General features: G+C 72.5%; 22 protein-coding genes and 2 tRNA genes. 11 read left to right on the top strand and 13 right to left on the bottom strand.

Features of this window, described 5'->3' with window-relative positions; all coding sequences use genetic code 11:
* Positions 1-79: 79 nt before the first annotated feature.
* Positions 80-156, bottom strand: a tRNA-Pro gene (locus AB0M99_RS15165).
* 167 nt (positions 157-323) lie between these two features.
* Here AB0M99_RS15165 and AB0M99_RS15160 point away from each other — a divergent pair.
* Both AB0M99_RS15160 and AB0M99_RS15155 read left to right on the top strand, forming a co-directional pair.
* A tRNA-Gly gene (locus tag AB0M99_RS15160) sits at positions 324-397 on the top strand.
* 167 nt (positions 398-564) lie between these two features.
* The gene (locus tag AB0M99_RS15155; RefSeq protein WP_365920353.1) at positions 565-1,008 is read left to right on the top strand and encodes a hypothetical protein; all 444 of its coding nucleotides are present in this window, start codon (positions 565-567) and stop codon (positions 1,006-1,008) included.
* Between the two features lie 59 nt (positions 1,009-1,067).
* Here the strand turns inward: AB0M99_RS15155 and AB0M99_RS15150 are convergent, their stop codons facing one another.
* The 3 genes from AB0M99_RS15150 to AB0M99_RS15140 all read right to left on the bottom strand — a co-directional run bounded on the left by AB0M99_RS15150 (position 1,068) and on the right by AB0M99_RS15140 (position 3,260).
* Positions 1,068-1,262: a hypothetical protein gene (locus AB0M99_RS15150; RefSeq protein ID WP_365920351.1), complete on the bottom strand. Its 195-nt coding sequence runs from the start codon at positions 1,260-1,262 to the stop codon at positions 1,068-1,070.
* 157 nt (positions 1,263-1,419) lie between these two features.
* Positions 1,420-1,875 carry an HD domain-containing protein gene (locus AB0M99_RS15145; protein WP_365920349.1) on the bottom strand — a complete coding sequence of 152 codons (456 nt, stop codon included), beginning with the start codon at positions 1,873-1,875 and terminating at the stop codon, positions 1,420-1,422.
* Complete coding sequence (locus AB0M99_RS15140) at positions 1,872-3,260, bottom strand: pyridoxal-dependent decarboxylase (protein WP_365920347.1); 1,389 nt, start codon at positions 3,258-3,260, stop codon at positions 1,872-1,874. Before AB0M99_RS15140 ends, AB0M99_RS15145 begins: the two co-directional genes overlap by 4 nt.
* A gap of 253 nt (positions 3,261-3,513) precedes the next feature.
* Between AB0M99_RS15140 and AB0M99_RS15135 the strand changes: the two genes are divergently transcribed.
* On the top strand, positions 3,514-4,086 hold the full coding sequence (locus tag AB0M99_RS15135) for a DUF4232 domain-containing protein (protein ID WP_365920345.1): 573 nt from the start codon (positions 3,514-3,516) through the stop codon (positions 4,084-4,086).
* 16 nt (positions 4,087-4,102) lie between these two features.
* On the opposite strand, the gene AB0M99_RS15130 is transcribed toward AB0M99_RS15135, so the two are convergent.
* The 3 genes from AB0M99_RS15130 to AB0M99_RS15120 all read right to left on the bottom strand — a co-directional run bounded on the left by AB0M99_RS15130 (position 4,103) and on the right by AB0M99_RS15120 (position 8,560).
* Entirely contained in the window at positions 4,103-6,466 is a 2,364-nt protein-coding gene (locus tag AB0M99_RS15130; protein ID WP_365920343.1) for an FtsX-like permease family protein, read from the bottom strand.
* Positions 6,466-7,287 carry an ABC transporter ATP-binding protein gene (locus AB0M99_RS15125; RefSeq protein WP_365920341.1) on the bottom strand — a complete coding sequence of 274 codons (822 nt, stop codon included), beginning with the start codon at positions 7,285-7,287 and terminating at the stop codon, positions 6,466-6,468. The genes AB0M99_RS15130 and AB0M99_RS15125 overlap by 1 nt, the downstream gene beginning before the upstream one ends.
* A 130-nt stretch (positions 7,288-7,417) precedes the next feature.
* Positions 7,418-8,560: a PP2C family protein-serine/threonine phosphatase gene (locus tag AB0M99_RS15120; RefSeq protein ID WP_365920339.1), complete on the bottom strand. Its 1,143-nt coding sequence runs from the start codon at positions 8,558-8,560 to the stop codon at positions 7,418-7,420.
* 117 nt (positions 8,561-8,677) lie between these two features.
* On the opposite strand from AB0M99_RS15120, the gene AB0M99_RS15115 reads away from it, so the two are divergent.
* A complete protein-coding gene (locus tag AB0M99_RS15115; protein WP_365920337.1) occupies positions 8,678-9,913 on the top strand; it encodes a GNAT family N-acetyltransferase in 1,236 nt (411 codons plus the stop codon).
* Between the two features lie 35 nt (positions 9,914-9,948).
* Here the strand turns inward: AB0M99_RS15115 and AB0M99_RS15110 are convergent, their stop codons facing one another.
* Both AB0M99_RS15110 and AB0M99_RS15105 read right to left on the bottom strand, forming a co-directional pair.
* Entirely contained in the window at positions 9,949-10,758 is an 810-nt protein-coding gene (locus tag AB0M99_RS15110; RefSeq protein WP_365920335.1) for a DNA-formamidopyrimidine glycosylase family protein, read from the bottom strand.
* 64 nt (positions 10,759-10,822) lie between these two features.
* The gene (locus AB0M99_RS15105) at positions 10,823-11,308 is read right to left on the bottom strand and encodes a ribose-5-phosphate isomerase (protein WP_365920333.1); all 486 of its coding nucleotides are present in this window, start codon (positions 11,306-11,308) and stop codon (positions 10,823-10,825) included.
* A gap of 219 nt (positions 11,309-11,527) precedes the next feature.
* On the opposite strand from AB0M99_RS15105, the gene AB0M99_RS15100 reads away from it, so the two are divergent.
* Positions 11,528-12,967, top strand: coding sequence for an amino acid permease (locus AB0M99_RS15100; protein WP_365920331.1), 1,440 nt, complete (start codon positions 11,528-11,530; stop codon positions 12,965-12,967).
* 76 nt (positions 12,968-13,043) lie between these two features.
* Here the strand turns inward: AB0M99_RS15100 and AB0M99_RS15095 are convergent, their stop codons facing one another.
* Positions 13,044-13,628: a biotin transporter BioY gene (locus AB0M99_RS15095; RefSeq protein WP_365920329.1), complete on the bottom strand. Its 585-nt coding sequence runs from the start codon at positions 13,626-13,628 to the stop codon at positions 13,044-13,046.
* Between the two features lie 285 nt (positions 13,629-13,913).
* On the opposite strand from AB0M99_RS15095, the gene AB0M99_RS15090 reads away from it, so the two are divergent.
* The 3 genes from AB0M99_RS15090 to AB0M99_RS15080 all read left to right on the top strand — a co-directional run bounded on the left by AB0M99_RS15090 (position 13,914) and on the right by AB0M99_RS15080 (position 17,614).
* On the top strand, positions 13,914-15,299 hold the full coding sequence (locus tag AB0M99_RS15090) for an amino acid permease (RefSeq protein ID WP_365920327.1): 1,386 nt from the start codon (positions 13,914-13,916) through the stop codon (positions 15,297-15,299).
* Positions 15,300-15,439: 140 nt separating this feature from the next.
* Positions 15,440-16,849: an amino acid permease gene (locus AB0M99_RS15085; protein WP_365920325.1), complete on the top strand. Its 1,410-nt coding sequence runs from the start codon at positions 15,440-15,442 to the stop codon at positions 16,847-16,849.
* Positions 16,850-16,957: 108 nt separating this feature from the next.
* Positions 16,958-17,614, top strand: coding sequence for a superoxide dismutase (locus AB0M99_RS15080; RefSeq protein ID WP_365920324.1), 657 nt, complete (start codon positions 16,958-16,960; stop codon positions 17,612-17,614).
* A gap of 344 nt (positions 17,615-17,958) precedes the next feature.
* Here the strand turns inward: AB0M99_RS15080 and AB0M99_RS15075 are convergent, their stop codons facing one another.
* Positions 17,959-18,606 (bottom strand): DsbA family protein, encoded by a 648-nt coding sequence (locus AB0M99_RS15075; RefSeq protein ID WP_365920322.1) that lies wholly within the window; start codon positions 18,604-18,606, stop codon positions 17,959-17,961.
* Positions 18,607-18,716: 110 nt separating this feature from the next.
* Between AB0M99_RS15075 and pepN the strand changes: the two genes are divergently transcribed.
* Positions 18,717-21,269: an aminopeptidase N gene (gene pepN / locus AB0M99_RS15070; protein WP_365920320.1), complete on the top strand. Its 2,553-nt coding sequence runs from the start codon at positions 18,717-18,719 to the stop codon at positions 21,267-21,269.
* 147 nt (positions 21,270-21,416) lie between these two features.
* Entirely contained in the window at positions 21,417-22,376 is a 960-nt protein-coding gene (locus AB0M99_RS15065) for a hypothetical protein (RefSeq protein WP_365920318.1), read from the top strand.
* On the opposite strand, the gene AB0M99_RS15060 is transcribed toward AB0M99_RS15065, so the two are convergent.
* Both AB0M99_RS15060 and AB0M99_RS15055 read right to left on the bottom strand, forming a co-directional pair.
* The gene (locus AB0M99_RS15060) at positions 22,352-23,254 is read right to left on the bottom strand and encodes a pyridoxamine 5'-phosphate oxidase family protein (RefSeq protein WP_365920316.1); all 903 of its coding nucleotides are present in this window, start codon (positions 23,252-23,254) and stop codon (positions 22,352-22,354) included. The two genes, AB0M99_RS15065 and AB0M99_RS15060, sit on opposite strands and share 25 nt — an antisense overlap.
* Positions 23,254-23,712 carry a VOC family protein gene (locus tag AB0M99_RS15055; RefSeq protein WP_365920314.1) on the bottom strand — a complete coding sequence of 153 codons (459 nt, stop codon included), beginning with the start codon at positions 23,710-23,712 and terminating at the stop codon, positions 23,254-23,256. The genes AB0M99_RS15060 and AB0M99_RS15055 overlap by 1 nt, the downstream gene beginning before the upstream one ends.
* Before the next feature lie 144 nt (positions 23,713-23,856).
* Here AB0M99_RS15055 and AB0M99_RS15050 point away from each other — a divergent pair, with 144 nt between their 5' ends.
* Entirely contained in the window at positions 23,857-24,423 is a 567-nt protein-coding gene (locus AB0M99_RS15050) for a CGNR zinc finger domain-containing protein (RefSeq protein WP_365920312.1), read from the top strand.
* Positions 24,424-24,480 lie beyond the last annotated feature (57 nt).

Raw genomic sequence — 24,480 nt, 5'->3', positions numbered from 1 at the left:
ACACACGGGCACGCAGCTTGCATAGTAACCGCAAGCGGCAATCAGCCCACAACGCGATCATGACGATGAGCGGTGGTGGTGGTCGGGGTGGCCGGATTCGAACCGACGACCTTCCGCTCCCAAAGCGGACGCGCTACCAAGCTGCGCCACACCCCGTCGGTGCGACACGTAGGGTACATGCCCGGAGACACTCCGACGCCCCTGGTTTACGGGAAGGCCTCGCGCGAGCCACGCGCGACTCCGAAATGCGGTGTGCGATCCCCCGCCGCGACCCGCTAGGATGCTGTCCGTGCCGCGGTCCTCGGACCTGCGGCGCACGCGTTGCGGGTGTAGCTCAATGGTAGAGCACTAGTCTTCCAAACTAGCTACGCGGGTTCGATTCCCGTCACCCGCTCCAAACGGCTCAGGGCCAGGTCAGAGGATGTTTCCTCGATCTGGCCCTGATGCATTTCCGGGGCGGTGCGACGACCAGTGGGGGCGCTCACGCCTCGGGATAGGGTGCCGGGACGATGGTGCAGGCATTCTCGCAGGCCGGGGGACCAAGTAGTGGCTCAGCAGGTCGATTTGACCCACCTTCCAATGGACTTCGGGCGGCCTGTCGAGCTGTTCGCCTACATCATCGGACACAGTCAGCTGCTGCTCAGGGGGCGGCAGGATGACGAGCAGGGCCTCTCGACGACGCTCGAAGTGCTCTTCAAGGACGTCAGCGCCCTGTCCGTCCGGGCGTACTACCCCTCGCTGACCCTGCGCGACGCATCCGGCGAGGAAGAGGCGGAACTGCGTGAAGCGGTTCCGGACCCTTGGTGCGACGCGCGGGCCTTCGTCCTCGGTGAGCGGTTGCTGGGCGGGTTCGTGGTCGCCGGCGCCGTGTACTGGGGGGAGTCCTCCGCTCCGGAGACGTACAGCAGCTTCCTCGTCCCCGAGTACGAACTGCCACGGCTTGATATGGACCAGCCCCGTCCGACTGAACCTCGGACGATCTTCAAGCCTTACCCGCGGCACCGGTAGGGGCAATGCCTCAGGGCCAGGTCAGAGGGTGTTTTCCTCCGCCTGGCCCCGGCGCGTTTCTAGAGCTTGATGCCCGCGATGGTGTCCGCGAGGGAGTTCAGGAAGCGGTTGACGTCCGGGGCGATCGAGCTGGACGCGAGGAAGAAGCCGAAGAGGACCGCGACGATCGCGGGGCCGGCCTTGATGTGGTTGCCGCGGACGAGCACCACGAGGATGATCGCCAACAGAACCACGACTGACAGCGAAATGGCCACTACTGATCACACCTTCGGTCGTCCCCTGGTCGGCCCGGGGCGCACGGCCACGCACACCCCCACATGGACCATCCTCCCACCAACGGGCCCCGGCTATCCGCCCCGTGGCGAATCGCCGTCGGAACGTTTCCGCCAACCACACGTGCACCGGGCACAGTCAGGGTGCACCGAGGCCGAGCAGTGAGCGGACATGGGCGTACTTCGCGGCCAGTCGCTCGCGGGTGGGGGCGTCCAGTACGGACAGGCGCGCCGGGTCCGCGTTGTGCGCGAGGTCGGCCTCCTTGACCAGCAGGGCGCCCGGGGTGGCGAGGATGCGGGCCGTGTACTGCTCCAGGGGTTCGCCGGCGCGCTTGGTGAGTGCCAGGACCATGTCCTTGACCGACTGCGGGAGTTCCGCCTCCGCCAGCCACTGCGCGCTCAGGGCGTCGTCCTCGACGGAGTCGTGGAGCCAGGCCGCCGCCTGCTGTTCGGCGCTGCCGCCGCGGGCGCGGACCCCTTCGGCCACGGCCGCCAGGTGCTCGGCGTAGGGGCGGCCGGCTTTGTCCGTCTGGCCCTCGTGCGCCGCGCGGGCCAGGGCCTCCACTTCGGCGAGGGTCAGGGGGTGGGCCTTCACTTGAGCTCCCTTGCTGCCGTACGGAGGGCCTGCGCGGCGCGGCGTACATCCGCGCGCGTGGTGCGCCAGTTGGAGAACGCGGCGCGCAGGGCGGGGGTTCCCGCGTAGACGGTGGGAGTGACGAACACGTCCCCGGCGGCGGCCTCCCGCAGGGCCGTGAGACGGGCCGGAGTGGGGTCGTCGGCCAGGGTGAAGCAGACGACGTTGAGGCGCACCGGGGCGAGGACGGTGAACTCGGCGCCCTGCCCGAGGTCTTCGCCGAGAGCGCGGGCGCAGGCGACGTCGCGTTCGACGATCTCGCGGTGGCCCTCGCGGCCGTACGCGCGCAGGGTGAACCACGCCGCGAGGGCGCGCAGCCGGTGGGAGTTCTCGGGGGTGAGGTGGACCAGGTCGGGGTGGTCGCCGAGGGGGCCGAGGTAGGCGGCGGAGTTCTGGAAGACCCGGGCCTGGAGGTCTTGGCGGCGGGTGAACTGGACCGCGCTGTCGTAGGGGACGTTGAGCCATTTGTGCAGGTCGACGCAGAGGGAGTCGGAGGCGTCGAGCCCGGCGACGAGGTGGGCGTGCTCCGGGGAGAGCGCGGCGAAGGCGCCGAACGCGGCGTCCGTGTGCAGCCAGAAGTCGTGCCGGTCCTTGAGTGCGGCGACGGCGCGCAGGTCGTCGAAGTCGACGGTGTTGACGGTGCCCGCGTTGGCGACGACCACGGCCGGTCCGCGGGTGTCGGCGAGTGCCCGGTCGAGCGCGGCCGGGTCGACGGCCTCCCGGCCGGGCAGGGTCGGTACGGGGACCAGCGAGTTCCGGCCGAGCCCGAGGACCGAGAGGGCCTTGGCGATGGAGGAGTGGGGGGCGCCGGACAGGACGCGGACCGGGCCGAGGGCCGCCGCGCCGTCCTCGGCGGGCGAGACCCCGGCGCGTTCCCCGAGCCACTCCCGGGCGATGGCGAGGCCGGCGGTGTTGGACATGGTGGCTCCGCTGACGAAGGTCCCGGTGTGGGCCGCGGAGAGGCCGAAGAGGTCGCGGAGCCAGCCCACCGTCTCGCGTTCGAGGTCCTGACCGGCGCCGTCGAGGGCGGAGTTGGAGTTCTGGTCGTGGGCGGCCGTCAGCCAGTCCCCGGCCAGGGCGGCGGGGGTGGCGCCGCCGGTGACGAAGCCGAGGTAGCGGGGCCCCGCGGAGGCCGACAGGCGGGGCGCCCAGCGCCGCTGGAAGGCGGCCAGGGCCGCGTCCGTGCCGGCGCCGAGCTCCGGGAGGAGCTCGGGGGCGTACTCCCCCGGCGGCGGCGGTACGACGGGACGCGCGTCCAGGGTCGCGAGGGCGTCGGCGGCGGCGCGGCGGGTGGCGTCGAGGAGTTCGGGGAGCCGGGCGAGGTCGGCGGCGAGCGTGCGGTCCATGGGGGCACGGTAGGCCGCCCCGGGGTGCGGCGGGCGGGCCAATCATGACGAGGTGGCCCGCCCGACGCCCCGGCCGTCGCCCCGACTCGTCCATCGCCCCGACCCGCCGGGCAACCCGGCCTGCCAGGCACCCGCCCGGCCAACGCCCCGGCCCGCCGGGCACCCTGCCCCGCCCGGCAACCCGGGCTGCCCGGACCCCGGCCTGCCCGGCAACCCGGCCACGCCCGGCGGCTCGGCCTCGTAGGGTCTGGGTATGAGGACGAGGGTGTGGATGCGGGGAGTTGTCGGGGGGCTGGCACTGGCGGGGGCGCTCGCGGGGTGCGACGTACCGCCCGCGCCGCAGGCCGTGGAGGAGCCGACCGCGCGGGCGACGGCCGCGGCCGGGGCCGAGTGTCCCGAGGGCGGGGTGCGGGCTTTCGAAGGGACGGGGGACGCGGCCATGGGGCTGCGGGTGGCGCAGATCCAGCTGGTCAACTGCGGTGCGCAGCCGTACGTACTGGAGGGCCACCCCGACATCCGCGTGCTGGACGGGCAGCGCCGGCCGGTGGAGGTCTCCGTCGGGCAGGGGTCGAACGGCATCTCCAGCGCGACCGGCCTCGACGCCGCCCCGCAGCGGGTGACGCTCCAGCCCGGGGAGGCCGCGTCGGTGGGGCTCCTGTGGCGCAACCTCGTCACCGATGCGGCCGTGCCGGCCGTGGAGGGCTGGGTGCTGGACATCGGGCCCCGGCCGGGCGCGCCCCGCCTGACCCTGGCGCTGAAGAACTCCATCGACCTCGGGAACACCGGAAAGCTCGGGGTCGGCGCCTGGACCCCCCTCAGGCGCTGACCCGAGCGCCCGCGGCCTACCCCCGTACCCGCAGGGCGCGGCGCGCCGGGAGGGTGGTCGCCGCCACGGCCAGCGCCAGGGCGGCGGCCGCGAAGGAGCCGTACAGCAGGGGCGGGACGTACGGGGAGGTGCCGGTGACGGCGTTGGCCAGGGGGAACAGCGTCGCCAGGGCGATCGCCGTGCCCAGGCCGATCCCCGCGCAGCCGACGAGCAGGGCCTCCCAGCGGAGCATCCGCAGCACTTGGCGGCGGGTGGAGCCGACGAGGCGCAGCATGCCCAGCTCGCGGCGGCGGTCCAGGACGGTCATGACCAGGGTGTTGGCGGCGGCGACGGCCGCGAAGCCGCCGAGGACGGACGCCATCGTGGTGTTGGCCCAGGCGTTGAGCTCCCGGTCCAGGCTGCGCTGCGCGGTCCAGGCCGAGGCCGACTCCGCGGGGCCGAGGCCGTCCGGGAGCGGGCCGCGGACCAGGAGTTCGGTGGCCCGCCCGGCGGTGGTGTGCGGGTTCAGGTCGGACGCGGGGAGGGTGACCTCGCCGAGCCCGAGGCCCCGGCTGTAGACCGCCACGATCTCGGGGGTGGCCACGGTGCCGTCGGGCAGGCGCAGGTCCATGCGGTCGCCGACCGAGGCGTGCGCGGAGTCGGCCAGGGTGCGGTCCACGGCCACGGTTCCGGGGGCCAGGCGGGCGAGGGTGCCCTCGCGGACGCCGAGGTCCATGACCTTGGAGATGTCGCCGGACACGCCCTGGGCCGAGGCCGACCGGAGCAGTCGGCCGCCGCCGGTGCCCACCACCGCGAGGACGGAGCTGCGGGTGACGGCCGTGCCGGCGCCGCTCGCCACCGCTTCCCGGGACGGGTCGGTGAGCACGTGGTCGGCGAGCAGGCCCGCCTCCTGCTGCTGCCGTACGGCCCGGTCCTCGCTGGTGTGCAGGAAGACCAGGGTCGAGGAGAAGGCCATGGCGAGCACGATCGCGGTGATGGCGGAGGCCAGTCGGCGGGCGTGGGCCCGGGAGTTGGCGGCGGCCAGTTCACCGGAGGCACCGCCCGCGCGCAGCGGGAGTCCGAGCACGGCGGCGCAGGCGCGGGCGATGAGCGGGCCGAGCAGGGCGACGGCCAGCATGAAGAGCATGACGACGCCGAGCGCGGCGTTGGCGGCGTCCTCACCGCTGGAGGTGGCGGCCAGGCCCGCGCAGGCGATGCCGCCGGCCAGGGCCGCGAGGCCCAGCGGGGTACGGATCCAGCCCGGCCGCAGGCGTTCCACGGCGGCCGCGGCGAGGGCCTGGCCGGGGCGGATGCGGGCGGGTCTGCGGGCGGCGGCCCAGCCGGCGAGCAGTGCCGCGACGAGCCCGATGCCGATGGCGCTGACCAGCGGGATCCAGGAGACGGCGAGGTCGACCCCGGCCGGGATCGCGCCCTTGTCCCGGAGCCGGCCGAACCACCAGGAGGCGAGGCCGATGCCGGGTACGCAGCCCAGTACGCCCGCGATCGGGGCGACGAGCAGGGCTTCGGTGGCGACCGTGCGGCGGATCTGGCGCGGGGTGGCTCCGATCGCGCGGAGCAGGGCGAACTCGCGGGAGCGCTGCCCGACGGAGAGGGCCACGGTCCCGGCGGCGGTGAAGACGGCGACGAGGGTGGCGATGCCGCCGAAGGAGCCGCCGAGGCCGGCCAGGAGTTCCTTGGCGCCGGCGAGCGCGGGGTCCAGGGTGCGGGCGGAGCCGGTGAGCACCTGGGCGCGGCCGTCCAGGGCCTCGCGCGCCTCGGCGGGGTCGGCGTCGAGCAGCACGATGGCGTCCAGGGCGTCGGGGTGCCCGGACAGGGCGCGGGCCTCGGCGTCGGAGAACCAGACCCCGGCCCCGGTGGCGTGGCCGACGACCCGCAGCTCCCGCGTCCCGGCGGGGGTGTCCAGCCGTACCCGCCCGGCGCCCTGGCCTGTGCCGAGGACGACTTCGCCCGGGCCCGCCGGAGCCCGGCCCTCGCTGAGCTTCGTACCGCTGAAGGCCGTGGAGCCCCAGCCGTACGCGTCGGCCGTGCGGCCTTCGCCGTCCCGTACGGGGAACACCACGTCGGGCACCGCCCGGCCCAGCGGGGCCAGCCGGTCCAGCAGGGCGGCGTCGACCCGGGCCCGCTCCGGGACCCGCGCGGGCGAGTCGTAGGCGCCCTCGCCGCTGCCCACCCGCAGGTGGATCTGCTGGTCGGCGGCGACGACCACGGGGGCACCGGCGTACCGCGTCGGCGGGACGCTCGCGCGCAAACCGCTCTCCAGCAGGATCCCGCAGGCGGAGACGATGGCGACGGTCATGAACAGGGCGATGAAGGTGCCGACGAACGCGGCGGGGCGAAAGCGCACCGCCGCGCGCGCCAGGCCGTTGGGGCGCGGGAACATCAGGCGGCCGCACCCGCGTAGGAGGGGACCGGGCGGGCGGTGAGCGCCGTCATCCGGGCGGCGACGGCCGCGGCGGAGCTGCGCGGCAGCCGGTCCGCGATGAGGCCGTCGGCCAGGAAGAGCACCTGGTCGGCGTGGGCGGCGGCGGCCGGGTCGTGGGTGACCATGACGATGGTGGCGTTCATCGTGTCGACGGCGTCCCGGAGCAGGCCGAGGACTTCCGCCGCGGTGGTGGTGTCGAGGGCGCCGGTGGGTTCGTCGGCGAAGACGACGTCGGGCCGGGTGACCAGGGCGCGGGCGATGGCGACGCGCTGCTGCTGGCCGCCGGAGAGCTCCGCGGGGCGGCGCCCGCCCTTGCCCTCCAGGCCGACGCGGGCGAGGAGGTCGGCGGCCCGGTCCCTGCCCCGTCCGGTGGAGCGGCCGCCCGCGAGGCGCATCGGGAGCAGCACGTTCTGCTCGACGGTGAGGGAGGGCAGCAGGTTGAAGGCCTGGAAGACGAAGCCGAGGCGGCTGCGGCGCAGTTCGGTGAGTTCGTTCTCGTTCATCGCGGTGATCTCGGTGCCGCCGAGGCGGACGGAGCCCTCGGTGGGCAGGTCGAGTCCGGCGGCGCACTGCAGGAAGGTGGACTTGCCGGAGCCGGAGGGGCCCATCACGGCGGTGAAGCTGCCGCGCGGCAGGCTGAGGTCGATCCCGCGCAGCGCGTGCACGGCTGCGGACCCCCGGCCGTACTGGCGGCGCACTCCGCGCAGTTCGACGGCGGCGGTGGTGCCGTACCGCTCCCCCGCGTCGTCTGTGCGCCGCTTGCTCCGCAGGAACCCCATGGTGTGCCGCCTTCCGCGTTCGCCGGCCACGTCTTGACCGTGCCTCCGACGCTACGGATCACCGGGTGGCGGGGGCCATGGCGGGGGCTGGCCGGTCGGCGGTGGGGAAAACCCCACCTCGGGGCGGGGGTCAGGCGGAGCGGCGGATCAGCAGCAGGGCCCGGTCGTCGTTGACGTCCTTGGCGACCTTCTCGATCAGGTGCCAGGCCGCGCCGTCCCAGCCGGCGGCGACGTAGCGGTCGGCCTCGCCGGTGAGCCGGTCGATGCCCTCGCTGATGTCGCGGTCGGCCGTCTCGACCAGGCCGTCCGTGAACAGCATCAGGACGTCGCCGCGCCGCAGGTTGCCGCGGGCGGGTTCGAACTCGGCGCCGTCGTAGACGCCGAGCAGCGGGCCCTCGCCGGACTTCTCCTGCCAGCGGCCGGTTCCGGCCGAGAGCTGGAGGGCCGGGAGGTGGCCGGCGGAGAGGAGTTCGTAGTCGCCGGTCTCCAGGTCCAGGACGAGGTGGATCGAGGTGGCGAAGCCCTCGTCCCAGTCCTGGCGGAGCAGGTAGCCGTTGGCGGCGGGCAGGAAGCCGTGCGGGGGCAGCGCGCCGAGGAGGCCGCCGAAGGCGCCGGACAGCAGCAGGGCCCGGGAGCCGGCCTCCATGCCCTTGCCGGAGACGTCGGTCAGGACGATCTCCAGGGTCCGGCCGCCGTTGGTGCGGGCCGCGACGACGAAGTCGCCGGAGAAGGACTGGCCGCCGGCCGGGCGCAGCGCCATCTCGCGGTGCCAGCCGCGGGGCAGCGCGGGCAGCTTGCTCTGGACGCGGATGCGTTCGCGCAGGTCGAAGAGCATGGTTCCGCCGCGCCGCCAGGGCACGCCGACGCGGCTGCGGAACTGTGCGATGACCAGCCCGAAGAACCCGCAGGCGGCGACGACCAGGACGGTGCCGGGGGTGACCCTGGCCGGCCCCTGGGTGTACGGGCCGAGGACCAGCGCCTCCACGATGAGCGCGGCCGCGGAGGCCGCGTACAGCGCGAGGAGGCTGGCGGGGCGCAGCAGCAGCCCGCCGGCCACGATCGGCAGGACGAGCGCGGCCGGCGAGAACCAGACGGGCAGCATGAGGGTGCCGCAGGCGATGGCGGGGATGGTCAGCAGCAGTCCGCCGAAGGCCAGCCAGTCCGAGGCGTCGCCGCGGAAGTAGTCGACGGCTGATTTGCGCAGGGCGGTGCGGGCCCGGTGCGACAGCATGCGCGTCCGGGCCAGGAGGGTTTCCACACGTGCTCCGGCCATTGTTCCGGACCCTATCCATCCTCGCTGTGAGTGCGCAGGGGTACCCCCGGACCTGGGGGCCCTCGGGCGGAGGAAAACCCTTCGACCGGGGCGGAATGCCCTGATAGGGATGGCTGTATGGCTCTTGAGATGCGCGTATTGCAAGCTGATGAGTGGGATGTCTGGTACGACCATCTGGAACTGGCGTTCGGTGGTGTGCCCGATTCCCCCGCGGAGCGGAAACTCTACAAGTCGTTGATCGAGGCGGAACGTTCTCTCGGCGTCTGGGACGGCGAGACCTGCGTCGGCTCGGCCGGGGCCTTCACCTTCCGCCTCTCGGTGCCGGGCGGCGCGCTGGTCCCCACCGCCGGGGTCACGACGGTGGGCGTCGCCCCCACGCACCGCCGGCGCGGGGTGCTGACGTCGATGATGCGCCGCCAATTGGACGACATCCGGGCGGGTGGCGAACCGGTCGCCGTGCTGACGGCCTCGGATCCGGCGATCTACGGGCGTTTCGGCTACGGCACCGCCGCCTACGCCGTGTCCGTCGACATCGACACCACGCGGGTACGCCTCTCCGTGCCGCCGGGGACCGACGACGTACGGCTGCGGCTCGCCGACCCGGAGAAGGCGCTGGCCGACTGCGAGCGGGTCTACGCCGGGCTCGTCGCGCGGCGCCCCGGGATGCCGGCCCGGCAGCCGGGCTGGGAGCGGCAGGGGCTGCTGGACCCGGCGGCCGTGCGCAACGGCGCGTCCCCGCTGAAGTGCGTGCTGGCCGAGGGGCCGGACGGCGAGGTCGTCGGGTACGCGCGCTACCGGGTCAAGGCGGACTGGGAGCAGTCGGGCTCGGACGGCAAGGTCCACGTCCAGCAGGTGGAGGCGCTGGACCCGGCGGCGTACGCGGCACTGTGGCGGTACTTCTTCGACATCGACCTGACCTGGCGGGTGCAGGCGTACGGGCGGCCGGTGGACGATCCGGTGCTCCACCTGGTCAGCGACATCCGGCGGACCCAGGTGCGGCACCGGGACGCACTGCACGTACGGCTGGTGGACCTGCCCGCGGCGCTCGGGGCGCGGACCTACGGGGCTCCGCTGGACGTGGTCATGCAGGTGGAGGACGCGTTCTGCCCGTGGAACGGGGGCCGGTGGCGGCTCGCGGTCGACGCCGGGGGCTCCGCCGTCTGCACCCGGACCGAGGAGCCCGCGGACCTGGAGCTGTCGGTCCGGGAGCTGGGCTCGGCGTACCTCGGCGGGGTCACCCTCACTTCGCTGGCGGCGGCCGGGCACGTGCGCGAGCTGCGCCCGGGCGCGGTGGCCGAGGCTTCGCGCGCCTTCGCGGGCGATGTGGCGCCCTGGCTCCCGCACGGGTTCTGACCCGGGCTACCCGACCCTGATCCGCCAGACATCCCCTAGCGGGGCTGGCAGCCCGGGCACCAGAAGAGGTTGCGGGCGGCGAGACCGGCGGTGCGGATCTCGCCCCCGCAGATGTGGCAGGGCATGTTCGCCCTTCGGTACACGTACACCTCGCCGCCGTGGTCGTCCACCCTCGGCGGCCGGCCCATGGCCTCGGGCAGGTGCTCGTCGCGGACGGTGTCGATGCGGTTCTTGCGTACGCCCTCGCGCATCAGCGCGGCCAGGTCCGCCCACATGGCGTCCCATTCGCCGCGCGCGAGGTCCCTGCCGAGCCGGTACGGGTCGATGCCGTGCCGGAAGAGGACCTCGGCGCGGTAGACGTTGCCCACGCCCGAGACGATCTTCTGGTCCATGAGCAGGGCGGCGATGGTGGTGCGGGAGCGGGAGATCCGGGCCCAGGCGCGGTCCGGGTCGTCGCCGGTCCGCAGGGGGTCCGGGCCGAGCCGGTCGCTGACCGCCCGCTTCTCCTCGTCCGTGATCCACGCGCAGGTGGTCGGACCGCGCAGGTCGGAGAACCAGTCGTCGTTGGCCAGGCGCAGCCGGACGGTGTCGGTGGCCGGCGGGGCCGGTGCGGGGCCGAGCGCGTACTTGCCGAAGAGCCCGAGGTGGATGTGGATCCAGCCGTTCTCCCCGAAGCCCAGGAAGAGGTGCTTGCCGTGGGCGTCGACGCCGTCCAGGGCACGTCCGTCGAGCAGGGCCGCGCTCTCGGCGAACCGCCCCTGGGGGCTGCTGACCGAGACCTCCCGGCCGGCGAACCGCCGGCGGTGGTCCTGGGCGAGGCGGTGGATCGTATGCCCCTCGGGCACGGCGGTGCTCCTTGAACGGAAACGGCCGTGCCACCCCCGGGGGCGGCACGGCCGGAAAGCGGAATCAGCCCTGCGGGTGGTGGGCCGGGATCGGGGGGAGCTCGCCGGTCGTCTCGTAGGCGGAGAGCATCTCGATGCGGCGGGTGTGGCGCTCCTCGTCGGAGTACGGGGTCGCCAGGAAGGCCTCGATGAAGCTGACGGCCTCGTCCTGCGTGTGCATCCGGCCGCCGACGGAGATGACGTTGGCGTTGTTGTGCTCGCGGCCGAGCTTCGCGGTCTCCACGCTCCAGGCGAGGATGGCGCGGACGCCCTTGACCTTGTTCGCGGCGATCTGCTCGCCGTTGCCGGAGCCGCCGATCACGACGCCGAGGCTGTCGGCGTCCGCGGCGGTCTTCTCCGCGGCGCGCAGGCAGAACGGCGGGTAGTCGTCCACCGCGTCGTAGATGTGGGGCCCGCAGTCGACGGGCTCGTGGCCGTTGTTCTTGAGCCAGTCCACCAGGTGGTTCTTGAGCTCAAAGCCGGCATGGTCGGAACCGAGGTACACGCGCATGGTTCGAGTGTGGCACGAGCGGGCCCGGTGGCCCGCAGCGGGTGTCGCGTAAGTCACTTCTAAAGCTCAAGTAAACCCAAAGAACGCAGATGGGACACCGCGGGACCGAGGTCCCGGACGTTCGCCCCTGCGCAACGATCCGGATTGGGGTCTTCCGCCCTGCGTTCATCTCAGGTTTGAATGCCGGGGCTCGCAACCCGAGAACCTAAGGATCCGTCCATGAGCTCCACGACGACCCTTCAGAAGGCAGGCGACCCCACCGGTGAACCCGGTGACGCCCAGTCCTCCGACGGTCTGAAGGCCGGTCTCAAGAACCGCCACCTGTCCATGATCGCCATCGGCGGTGTCATCGGCGCCGGCCTCTTCGTCGGCTCCGGTGGCGGTATCGCCAAGGCCGGCCCCGCCATCCTGGTCTCCTACGCGCTGGTCGGCGCGATGGTGGTCTTCGTGATGCGCATGCTCGGTGAGATGGCCGCCGCCAGCCCGAACTCGGGCTCCTTCTCCGCCTACGCCGACCGCGCGCTCGGCCGCTGGGCCGGCTTCTCCATCGGCTGGCTGTACTGGTTCTTCTGGGTCGTCGTCCTCGCGGTGGAGGCCACCGCCGGTGCCGCCATCCTGGAGAGCTGGATCCCGTCCGTCCCGCAGTGGGCCTGGGCGCTGATCGTGATGGCGGTCCTGACCGTCACCAACCTCGGCTCGGTCGCCTCCTACGGCGAGTTCGAGTTCTGGTTCGCGGGCATCAAGGTCGTCGCCATCGGCGCGTTCGTGATCGTCGGAATGCTGGCCGTCTTCGGCGTGCTGCCCGGCTCGGACAACCCGGGCTCCGGCTTCGCGCACCTGACCGACGCAGGCGGCTTCATGCCGAACGGCTGGGGCTCCATCCTCACCGGCGTGCTGATGGTCGTCTTCTCCTTCATGGGCAGCGAGATCGTCACCCTGGCGGCCGGCGAGTCGGAGGACCCGCGCCGCGCGGTCACCAAGGCCACCAACTCGGTGATCTGGCGCATCGGCGTCTTCTACCTGGGCTCGATCTTCATCGTCCTGACGCTGCTGCCGTGGAACGACCCGTCGATCACCGAGAAGGGCTCCTACGTCGCCGCCCTCGACTCGATCGGCATCGCGAACGCCGGCACGATCATGGAGGTCATCGTCCTGACCGCCGTGCTGTCCTGCCTGAACTCGGGCCTGTACACGGCGTCCCGGATGGCCTTCTCGCTCGGTGAGCGCGGGGACGCCCCGAAGGCCTTCGCCAAGGTGAGCAAGCGGGGCGTGCCGACCGCCGCGATCCTCGGCTCCGTGGTGTTCGGCTTCGTCGCCGTCTACTTCAACTACGCCTTCAAGGACACGGTCTTCAACTTCCTGCTGAACTCCTCGGGTGCGATCGCGCTCTTCGTGTGGCTGGTCATCTGCCTGACCCAGCTGCGGATGCGCGGGATCCTCATGCGCGAGGCGCCGGAGAAGGTCACCGTGAAGATGTGGTTCTTCCCGTACCTGACCTGGGCCACCGCGGCGATGATCGTCTTCGTCCTGGGCTACATGCTCTTCGACGACGCCAACCGCGAGGTCGTCCTGCTGTCGCTGCTGGTCGCGGCCGTGGTGCTGGTCATCGGTGTGGTCCGCGACGCGCGCCGCAAGGCCGCCGAGCGCCTCTCCGCGTAACCCGCTGATCCACAAGAAACGCCGGCAGCCCCGGACCGCCGCTCGCGGTCCGGGGCTGCCGTGCGTCGTGGCCGGGTCAGCCGCGGCGGCCCACCAGCTTCCAGGCGGCCGGCAGCACGCCCATCGCCAGCGCGGCCTTGAGCGCGTCGCCGATCAGGAACGGGGTCAGGCCCGCCGCGACGGCCGCGGACAGGGACATCCCGGTGGCGCCCATCAGGTAGGGCACGCCCACCGCGTAGATGACGGCGGAGCCGAGCACCATCGTGCCCGCGGTACGCAGCACCGAGCGGTCGGCGCCGCGCCGCGCGAGGGCGCCGGCGAGGGTGGCGGCGAGCAGCATGCCGAGCACGTAGCCGAAGGAGGCGCCGCCCGCACCGGAGGTGCCGCCCGCGAACCACGGCACCCCGGCCATGCCGACGAGGGCGTAGAGGGCGAGCGAGAGGAAGCCGCGGCGGGCGCCGAAGGCGGTGCCCACCAGCAGGGCCGCGAAGGTCTGGCCGGTGACGGGGACCGGGGAGCCGGGAACGGGCACGGCGATCTGCGCGGCCAGGCCGGTGAGTGCGGCTCCGCCGGCGACGAGCGCGATGTCGCGGACGCGGCTCGCGGGCAGCAGGTCGGCGAGGACGGCGCCGGGCCGGAAGGAGACGGAAGCAGTGCTCATCGGGGGCTCCGCGAGGTGGTGGTGACAGGACGATCACCGACGTTAGTGCGGGGCCCGGCGCCGCCCCAGCGTCGCCCGGGACAAAGCCCTACTCCCCGGTTTGGTGGGGACCGGACAAAGGTCCTGACTTACACCCGAGTTGAAGTGATCCGTGTCACGGCCCACATTCGACGACACGTCCTTTTTGCTCCTACGGGCTTCCTCCAGCGAGACTGTAGGTTCCCGCCAATCCCTTGTGCAGCCCCCAGCGCCGCTTGGCCGACCGAGAGTACGAGCATCCCCCTCATGCGCGACCACCTGCCCGACCCGGCCGATTCCCCGGAACCCCTGAGCCACAGCCTCAAGCAGCGCCACCTGACCATGCTGGGCCTCGGCGGCGTGATCGGCGCCGGGCTCTTCGTCGGCTCCGGCGCCGGCATCGGCATCGCCGGTCCCGCGATCATCTGCTCGTACCTGCTCGCGGGCGTGCTCGCGATGCTGGTGATGCGGGCGCTGGGCGAGATGTCGGCGGCGATGCCCGCCTCCGGCTCCTTCTCCGTCTACGCCGAGAAGGCCCTGGGGCGCTGGGCCGGCTTCTCCGCGGGCTGGCTGTACTGGTTCCTGCTGGTGGTGGTGCTGGCGGTGGAGGCCACCGGCGCGGCGGACATCGCGAACCGCTGGGTCCCCTCGGTCGACCAGTGGGTGTGGGTCCTGGTCTTCATGCTGGTCTTCACCGTGGCCAACCTGGCGGCCGTGCGGAACTTCGGCGAGTTCGAGTTCTGGTTCGCGGCGCTCAAGGTCGGCGCGATCGTGCTGTTCCTGATCCTGGGCACCCTCGCGGTCTTCGGCCTGCTGCCGGACACGGAGCCCGTCGGCCTGGCCAACCTCACCGGCCACGGCGGCTTCTTCCCGGCCGGCCTCGGCGGCGTCGTCGCCGGCATGCTCGCCGTGGTCTTCGCCTTCGGCGGCCTGGAGGTCGTCACGATCGCGGCCGCCGAGTCCGACGACCCGGCCCGGTCCGTGGCCCGCGCGGTGCGCAGCGCGGTGTGGCGCATCCTCTTCTTCTACGTCGGCTCGATGCTGGTCATCGTGGCCCTGCTGCCGTGGGACTCGCTGAAGCCGGGCCAGAGCCCGTACGTCGCGGTCCTCGACTCCATCGGCATCCCGAAGGCCGGCACGATCATGGAGATCGTGGTGTTCGTGGCGCTGCTTTCGGCGCTGAACGCGAACCTCTACGGCTCCTCGCGCATCGTGTTCTCGCTGGCCGAGCGGGGCGAGGCGCCGAAGTCCCTGCTGAAGGTCTCGCGCGGCGGGGTGCCGCGCATCGCGGTGTGCGCGTCGGCGGCGTTCGGCTTCGTGTCGGTGGTGCTGAACCTGCTGTGGCCGGACACGATCTTCCTCTACATGCTCAACGCGGTCGGCGCGGTGCTGCTGTTCGTATGGGCGCTGATCGCCGTCTCGCAGTTGAAGCTGCGCCGCCGGATCGAGCGGGACATGCCGGAGCGGCTGACCCTGCCGATGTGGCTGTTCCCGTACGCGACGTGGGCGGCGCTGCTCGGGATGGCGGCGGTGCTGGTGCTGATGCTGTTCGACGACTCGGCGCGGCCGCAGCTGCTGTGGTCCTCCGGCGCGGCGGCGGCGGTGCTGGTGGTCGCGGGCGTGCGCGAGCTCCGCGCGCGCCGGGCCGCCTGACGCCCCGGCACGGCACGCCCCGGCACGGCCTGCCCCCGGGCCGGCGCGGGCCGTACGAGGGGGATCACGGCCAGTGAGTCCGATGTCCGGATAATGGACAAGATCCGTCCGATTATCGGACGGTAGGCAGACTTGTCCGCATGATCCCGAGCACCATCACGCCCACCGAGCCCGAGGCGCCGTCCCAGACCGGCGCCGGATCCCCCCTCGGCAGCGGACTCAAGCAGCGCCACCTCTCGATGATCGCCCTCGGCGGCGTCATCGGCGCCGGACTCTTCGTGGGCTCCGGCGCCGGCATCGCCGCCGCCGGTCCCTCGATCGTCATCGCGTACGCCGTGTCCGGGCTGCTCGTGATGTTCGTGATGCGGATGCTCGGCGAGATGTCCGCCGCCAACCCCGTGTCCGGCTCCTTCTCGGTGCACGCGGAGCGGGCCATCGGCCCGTGGGCGGGCTTCACCGCGGGCTGGATGTTCTGGACGCTGCTGTGCGTCGGCGTCGCCATCGAGGGCATCGGCGCCGCGCACATCATGACCGGGTGGTTCCCGGGCACCCCCTCCTGGATGTGGGTGCTGGTCTTCATGCTGGTCTTCACCGGGTGCAACCTGGCCGCCGTCTCCAACTTCGGCGAGTTCGAGTTCTGGTTCGCCGCCCTCAAGATCGGCGCGATCGCCCTCTTCCTGGGCCTGGGCGTGCTGGCCGTCATGGGCGTGCTGCCCGGCACCGACTCCCCCGGCTCCGCCAACCTGCTGCACGACGGCGGCTTCCTGCCCAACGGCATGGACGGCCTGCTCGTGGGCCTGCTCGCCTCGGTGGTCGCGTACGGCGGCCTGGAGACGGTGACCATCGCCGCCGCCGAGTCGGACAACCCGGTCAAGGGCGTGGCCAAGGCCGTGAAGACCACCATGTGGCGGATCGCCGTCGTCTACGTCGGCTCCATGCTGGTGATCGTCACGCTGCTGCCGTGGAACGACCCTGCGGTGACCGAGGCCGGCCCGTACGCGGCCACCCTGGACCACCTGGGCATCCCGCACGCCGGCCAGGTCATGAACGTGGTCATCCTGATCGCCCTGCTCTCCGCGATGAACGCCAACATCTACGGCTCCTCGCGCATGGCCTACTCCCTGGTCTCCCGCGGCCAGGGCCCCAAGGCGCTGGCCAAGGTCGGCGGCCGGGTGCCGCGGCGCGCGGTGCTGCTCTCCTCGGGCTTCGGCTTCGTCACCGTGCTGCTGTCCTACTGGTACCCGGACACCCTGTTCGCCTGGCTGCTGAACATGGTCGGCGGGGTCATCCTCATCGTCTGGGGCTTCATCGCCGTCTCGCAGTTCGTGCTGCGCCGCCGCCTGGAGCGCGAGGCCCCCGAGAAGCTGGTCGTGCGGATGTGGGGCTTCCCGTACCTGACCTGGGTGGCGCTGGCCGGGGTCGCCGGGGTGCTGCTGCTGATGGCCCTGGGCGAGGACACGCGGGTCCAGGTGGTCTTCACCGGCGGGCTGACCGTCGTACTCGCGGCGACCGGCTACCTGATGCAGCGTCGGGCGGCCGCCAGGGCCTGACCCGGGGGTAGGTGACCCTTACGTGCCGGCCGGAATAGATGCTGCTAGCGTGCAGTTGCGCATTAATTGCAATAGCAGTTGGCAGGCTGAGGGGACCGGATAACACGCATGGCCATCTACACGCTTCCTGAGCTTCCTTACGACTACGCGGCGCTCGAGCCGGTGATCAACCCGCAGATCATCGAGCTGCACCACGACAAGCACCACGCGGCCTACGTCGCGGGCGCCAACACCACGCTGGAGCAGCTGGAGGAGGCGCGCGACAAGGAGAACTGGGGCGCGCTGAACGGCCTGGAGAAGAACCTCGCGTTCCACCTCTCCGGCCACATCCTGCACAGCATCTACTGGCACAACATGGCCAGCCCGAAGACCGGCGAGGGCGGCGGCGAGCCCACCGCGGCCGACGGCCTGGGCGACCTGGCCGACGCGATCACGGAGTCCTTCGGCTCCTTCGCCAAGTTCAAGAAGCAGCTGACCTTCGCGTCCTCCGCGACGCAGGGCTCCGGCTGGGGCGTGCTGGCGTACGAGCCCGTCAGCGGCCGTCTGGTCGTCGAGCAGGTCTACGACCACCAGGGCAACGTGGGCGTCGCCAGCACCCCGGTCCTGGTGTTCGACGCCTGGGAGCACGCCTTCTACCTGCAGTACAAGAACCAGAAGGTGGACTTCATCGAGGCCATGTGGAACGTCGTCAACTGGCAGGACGTGGCCAAGCGCTACGCCGACGCCAAGGCGAACACGCCGCTGCTGATCCCCGCCAAGGGCTGATCCGCGCCCGAAAAGCCGTCCGCCTCGTGATCGTCTTCTCAACCTTCACTTGCGGGCGTTTCCACCAGAAGGCCCCCGCGAGGACGTGACTCGCGGGGGTCTTCTGCGTCCACCAGACCGTCGACCTCGGCGACCCTCGCGGGCGCGCCGGGTGATCAGCACCCCGCGCCAGCCGCTGTCCGCCGCGTGCGGGATCCCGAGGGCGGTCCACAGCGGGGGCACCGCGACGCAGGCTGCCCGCAGCACCCGATCTCGGGGGCGTGCGGGCAGGCTGGCGTGCGGTGCGTTGTCGCGCGGGTCATCGCTCCCCATACCGGGACGTTAAGGGAGGATGCGGACGCGGGCTACTCGAAGGAGGGGCCCTGGGTCCGGGTGCGCTTGATCTCGTAGAAGCCGGGGACGGAGGCGACCATCAGGGTGCCGTCCCACAGCCGGGCGGCGGCCTCGCCGCGCGGGGCCGGGGTGACGACCGGGCCGAAGAAGGCCACGTCGCCGCCGTCGGCGCCGGGCACGGAGATGACCGGGGTGCCGACCTCCTGGCCGACGCGGTCGATGCCGTCGTTGTGCGAGGCGCGCAGCACCTCGTCGTACTCGTCGGAGTCGGCGTAGTGGATGAGCTCGGCGGGCAGGTCGACCTCGGCCAGCGCGGCGGCGATGGCCTCGCGGGTCGGGCCCTGGTCCTCGTTGTGGAAACGGGTGCCGAGCGCGGTGTAGAGCTTGCCGGTGACCTCGTCGCCGAACTTCTGCTGGGCGGCGACGACCACGCGGACCGGGGCCCAGCCCTTGGGGCCGAGGAGCTCGCGGTAGCGCTCGGGCAGTTCGTCGAGCTTGTTCTCGTTCAGTACGGCGAGGCTCATCACGTGCCAGCGGACCTCGACGTCACGGACCTTCTCGACCTCCAGCATCCAGCGGGACGTCATCCAGGCCCAGGGGCAGAGCGGGTCGAACCAGAAGTCGACCGGGGTCTTCTCGCGCACCTGGGTGTCGGTCATGTCTCTCCTCAAGTCGAAGCGTCCTCCTGCCCAACCGGCCCGGATCCGGCCGCATTCCCCATGGGAGGATTCGGTGAGGTCAGGATTCGCGATCACACCGAGGAGTGCATGTGCCCGGCAAGAGTCTGTCCCGTGACGAGGCGCGCGAGCGGGCCGAGTCGCTGTCGGTCGACGGCTACGAGCTGTCGCTGGACCTGAGGTCCGCGGTGGACGAGGCCGAACCGGCCGAAGGCCCCCGCACCTTCCGCTCCGTGACGAAGATCCGCTTCCGGGCCACCGCCCCCGCCACCTTCGTCGACCTGATCGCCCCCTCGGTCAACAGCGTCACTCTCAACGGGCGCGAGCTGGACGTGGCCGCCGTCTTCGACGGCTCGCGGATCGCCCTGGACGGGCTGGCCTCCGAGAACGAGCTCGTGGTGGACGCGAACTGCGCCTACAGCCGTACCGGCGAGGGCATGCACCGGTTCGTGGACCCCGAGGACGGCGAGGTCTACCTCTACACCCAGTACGAGCCGGCCGACGCCCGGCGGGTGTACGCGAACTTCGAGCAGCCGGACCTCAAGGCGCCCTACCGCGTCGAGGTGACCGCGCCCGAGGACTGGCAGGTCTGGAGCAACGGGGCCGAGGAGTCCCGCGAGGGCGGGACCCGGCGCTTCGCCGAGACCGCGCCCATCTCGACGTACATCACCTGCGTGGTGGCGGGGCCTTACCACTACGTGACGGACACCTACACGCGCGGGGACCTGACCATCCCGCTGGGCGCGATGTGCCGCAAGGGGCTCGCGAAGCACTTCGACGCGGACGACGTCTTCCTCGTCACCAAGCAGGGCTTCGACCTGTTCCACGAGCTGTTCGACTACCCGTACCCCTTCGGCAAGTACGACCAGGCCTTCGTGCCGGAGTACAACCTGGGCGCGATGGAGAACCCGGGGATGGTGACCTTCAAGGAGGAGTACATCTTCCGCGGGAAGGTCACGCAGGCGTCGTACGAGCGGCGCGCGAACACGATCCTGCACGAGATGGCCCACATGTGGTTCGGCGACCTGGTCACCATGAAGTGGTGGGACGACCTGTGGCTGAAGGAGTCCTTCGCGGACTTCATGGGCTCCTTCGCGCTCGTGGAGGCCACCCGCTTCGACCAGGCGTGGGTCACCTTCGCCAACAACCGCAAGGCCTGGGCCTACCGCGCCGACCAGCTGCCGTCCACGCACCCGATCACGGCGGACATCCCGGACATCGAGGCCGCGAAGCTGAACTTCGACGGGATCACCTACGCCAAGGGCGCGGCCGTGCTCAAGCAGCTCGTCGCGTACGTCGGGCGGGAGGCGTTCCTGGAGGGCTCGCGGCGGTACTTCAAGGCCAACGCGTACGGGAACACCACCCTGGACGACCTGCTGTCGGTGCTCGGGGAGGTCTCCGGCCGGGACATGGCCGAGTGGTCCCGGGCCTGGCTGCAGACGGCCGGCGTGAACTCGCTGACGCCCGTGGTGACCTGCGACGCGGGCGGCCGGGTGACGGAGCTGGCGGTGGTCCAGGACGGCGACGAGCTGCGCCCGCACCGGGTCGCGGTGGGCCTCTACCGCCTGGAGGCGGGCGCCCTGGTGCGGTACGCGCAGGCCGAGGCCGACGTGGCGGGCGCGCGCAGCGTGGTCGCCGAGCTGGCGGGGCAGGAGCGGCCCGACCTGGTGATGGTCAACGACGAGGACCTCACCTACTGCAAGGTCCGCTTCGACCAGGCGTCGGCGGACACCCTGCGCACGCACCTGGGCGCGGTGGCGGACCCGCTCACGCGTGCGCTGTGCTGGTCCGCGCTGTGGAACCTGACGCGTGACGGCCTGATGCCGGCGCGGGACTTCGTCTCCATGGTCCTGGCCCACGCGGGCCGGGAGAGCGATGTCGGCGTCCTGCAGATGCTGCACTCGCAGGCGCTGACCGCGGTCACCCACTACGCGGCCCCGGACTGGCGCGAGCAGGGCGGGCGGGTGCTGGCGGCGTGCGCGCTGCAGGAGCTGCGCTTCGCGGAGCCGGGCTCGGAGCACCAGCTCACCTGGGCCCGCTTCTTCGCGGCGAGCGCGGCGACGGAGGGCGACTTCCAGCTGCTGCTGGGGCTGCTGGAGGGTTCGGCGCGGATCGACGGCCTGGAAGTGGACCAGGAGCTGCGCTGGGACTTCCTGCTGCCGCTGGCCGCGCACGGGGCGGTGGACGAGAGCGTCCTCGCCGCGGAACTGGCCCGGGACGACACGGCGTCGGGCAAGCGCTACCAGGTGCGGTGCCTGGCGGCCCGGCCGTCGGCTGCGGTGAAGGACCAGGCGTGGGCGGCGGTGGTCGAGTCCGACGCCCTGTCCAACGCGCTGGTGGAGGCCACCGTCGCGGGCATGGACCAGTCCTCGCAGCGCGAGCTGCTGGCCGGGTTCGGGGAGCCCTACTTCTCCGTCATCGAGCGGGTCTGGGCGGAGCGGTCGATCCAGATCGCGATGACCGTCGTACGGGGCCTGTACCCGTCGCTGCAGGACTCGCAGTCCACCGTCGAGGCGACGGACGCCTGGCTCGCGGAGCACGAGTCGGCCCCGGCGGCCCTGCGCCGCCTGGTGCTGGAGTCCCGGGACGACCTGGCCCGCGCCCTGCGCGCGCAGGGCTGCGACGCGGCGGCCGGCGCCGAGTAGCCGTGCGGTCCGCTCCCGGGGTCGCACCCGGGAGCGGATCCCCCATCGGCAGTCGAACGCCCGTACTTTAGCCCTGGCTTGTCCGGGTTTGTCGACGAGCGCGTAACAGGCGTTAGCAGGGCCATGGCCTGAGGGAATCACCGCGTCATGAACCACAACGCACCCCTCCCCCTCGCCCACCTCACCGGCACCCGCCCCCGGGTGCTCTCCGTCGCCCAGCTCCGCGAGCACGGCGTCTCCCCCTCCGAGGCCGCCGAGCGCCCGTGGCAGCAGGTCCTGCCCGGGGTGTTCCTGCTCCACTCCGGGCCCGCGACGAGCGAGGAGCGGCTGCACGCCGCCCTGCTGTACGCCGGCCGCCGCGGCGACGAGGTCATGATCACCGGCCTGGCCGCACTCGCGCTGTACCGGTTCAGCTCCGCGCCCGCCCTGCTGGGCCTGGGCCACATCGACGTACTCGTGCCGAACACGCGGCGGCTGCGGTCCACCGGGGACGTGCGGATCGTCCGGGCGCACACCGCGCCCCGCCCGATGGAGGTCACCGGGCTGCCCGTGGCCCCCGTCGCGCGGGCCGTCGCCGACGCCGTCGCCCAGCTCTCCGACGCCGGCACCGTGCGCCGCCTGCTCAGCGAGGCCGTCCGCGGCGGGCACTGCGAACCCGCGGCCGTCGTACGGGAGCTGACGGTGGCCCGGCTGCTGAACCGGCCGCACGTGGTGGACGCGGTCGAGTCCCTGCTCGCCGAGGGCCGGGCCATCGCCGAGGACCGGCTGTACCAGCTCGTACGGGGCTTCGACCTTCCCGAGCCGGTCTGGAACGTGGACCTCCGGCTGCCCGGCGGCCCGCACCTGGGCGGGGTCGACGCGTACTGGCCCGAGCACTCCGTGGCCGTGGAGATCGACACCCGGGCCCCGCGCCAGGGCGAGGACGAGCAGTGGTCGGAGTCCGTCCGCAAGCGCGAGACCCTGGAGCGGCTCGGGGTGACCGTCCTGCACATCACCCCGCGCAAGCTCCGCGACTGGCCCGAGCAGCAGGCCGCGGTCGTCCGGACCGCCCTGACGGCGTCCGGCGACCGCGAGCCCGCCGCCTACCTGGTCGTACTCCCGAGGTGACGCGGCAGCGGCGGATTGGCCGGGGAGTACTCCGGGGCGCTCCACAGCAGCCGCCCCGGGTGCAGGCTCTCCACCACCGACTCCACGGCGAAGTGCACCCGCCTGCTCCCGTCCGCGTCGAACTCGGTCCGGGCCCGGCCGCTGATCTGGAGCAGCCTCCCGCTCTCCCAGTGCGGGAAGAGCAGCCCGGCCCGCGGGTCCGCCGCCAGGTTCCCCAGGGTCAGGAACATGGCGTTGCCCGCATAGTCGGGCCAGCTCAGCGCGGTCGGGGAGGTCACCTCCACGAAGCCCGGGAACCCGCCCCGGTGGCTGGCGTCGGCCCCGTCCCCGGCGGTGGTGGCGACGAAGAAGGTGTCGGCGGAGCGGACGGCCCGCTCCTGGTCGGGGGTGAGCGCGTCCCCGCGCCGCACGACACCGGCTCCTTGGGCGGCGAGCTCCAGCGGCTGCCGCTTCTGCAGGTACTTCGGACAGTTCGAGAAGACCCGCTGCGCCGCGATGGCGAAGCCGCGCGGTGTCACCTCCAGGGTTCCGCCCAGGCGCATCCGGCGCCGGGTGCGCGGGTCGAGGGAGATGGTCCCGACGCTGGTCCCCTCGGTGGCCAGGGCCTGCGCGAGGGGGTCGCCGTCCGGGACGCCGCCGGCGACCGCGATCCGGTCCGGCCCGGTGGCCCGTACGAACCCGGGGGCGCCGGTCAGCAGCGAGGCCCAGAGCCGGCCGTCCGCGTCGGCGGCGCCGACCACCAGGTGCGGCTGCTGCGCCAGGAAGGCCGCGGCGACGTCCCGGATGCCGGTGCCGATCGAGCGGCCCACGTGCTCGGCGAGCTCCCGTACGCCCACCCGCTCCTGCATGGCCAGCGAACCCCAGTGATAGCCGGACATTAGAAGAACCCGCAGGTCGGAGCCCCCGCGGTCGGGGCCGGGGCGCCCTCGGCGCCGGTGGGTACGGAGATCTCCAGCCGGACCCCGTCGGGGTCGTGGAAGAAGATGCCGCCGGAGGCCGCACCCTCCGCGTGGGCGACGACTCCCTCGTACGCGAACTCGACCCCCAGGCCGCGCAGCCGCTCCTCGTACTCCCGGACCTCCTCGATCGTGCCCGCGGAGAGCGCGAGGTGGTGCAGCCCGGCCGCGGCCGGCGCGTAGCCGCCCGAGGCCTGCTGCCACAGCGTGAGGACGAGCTCGCCGTCCTGGCCGAGGAAGGCGAAGCGGCGGTCCCCCTCCTTGCCCTCGCCCAGCAGTCCGAAGCCGAGCACGTCCCGGTAGAAGACGAGCGAGCGGTCGAGGTCGGTGACGTTCAGACCGACGTGGCCGGTGCGCAGCTTGCCGATGACAGCCGTCACGGCTGCCCCCTTTCTTAGGGCCCCCAGCGAGGCGTTCTAACCTTCTAAATCAAAGTTAAGGGTTAGGGCGGCCAGAGTCAACCGGTCACGTACCCTTGAGGGGTTAGCAGGCGGCGCCGAGGCGGCAGCAGAGGGAGTACGGCGATGACGGCACAGGTGACGGACCCGCGTCCGCTGACCGGCGAGCCCGTCGCGCTCGACCTGCTGAACACCCGCTGGATGCATGAGGGCGAGCTCGTCGACCTCTTCGCGGGCGCCTTCGGGCTCACCCGGGTCGAAGGGCTCGCGATCTGGCTGCACAGCGCGGGGCTGGCCGACCGCTTCCGCGCCGACGCGGCGACCCTCGTCCACCTGCTCACCGCGCGCGAGGCACTGGCCCGCGCGGTCGCGGACCCAGCCGACGGGAGCGCCCGCTCCCTGGTCGACTCCGTCCTGGAGCACGGCCGGATCCGCGCCACGCTGACCGCCGAAGGTCCGGGCGAGCGGGCCGAGTTCGCCGATCCCGCCTGGGGTCCGGCCTGGACGGCCGCCCGCGACTACCTCGACCTGCTGGGCTCCGCGCCCGACCGGATCCGCAAGTGCGCCTCCGAGACCTGCGTACTGCGCTTCCACGACACCTCGCGCAACGGCACCCGGCGCTGGTGCTCGATGGCCGCCTGCGGCAACCGGGCCAAGGCCTCGCGCCACTACGCGCGCACGCGCGAGCGCTGAACGCGCGAAAGTTGTCACACCCGATTCGAGACGGAGCTCCGCTCCGCGGCTGACTCG

The sequence above is a fragment of the Streptomyces sp. NPDC051183 genome (assembly GCF_040682455.1).
Taxonomy (GTDB): Bacteria; Actinomycetota; Actinomycetes; order Streptomycetales; family Streptomycetaceae; genus Streptomyces.
This window is presented reverse-complemented; position numbering and strand designations above follow the sequence as displayed.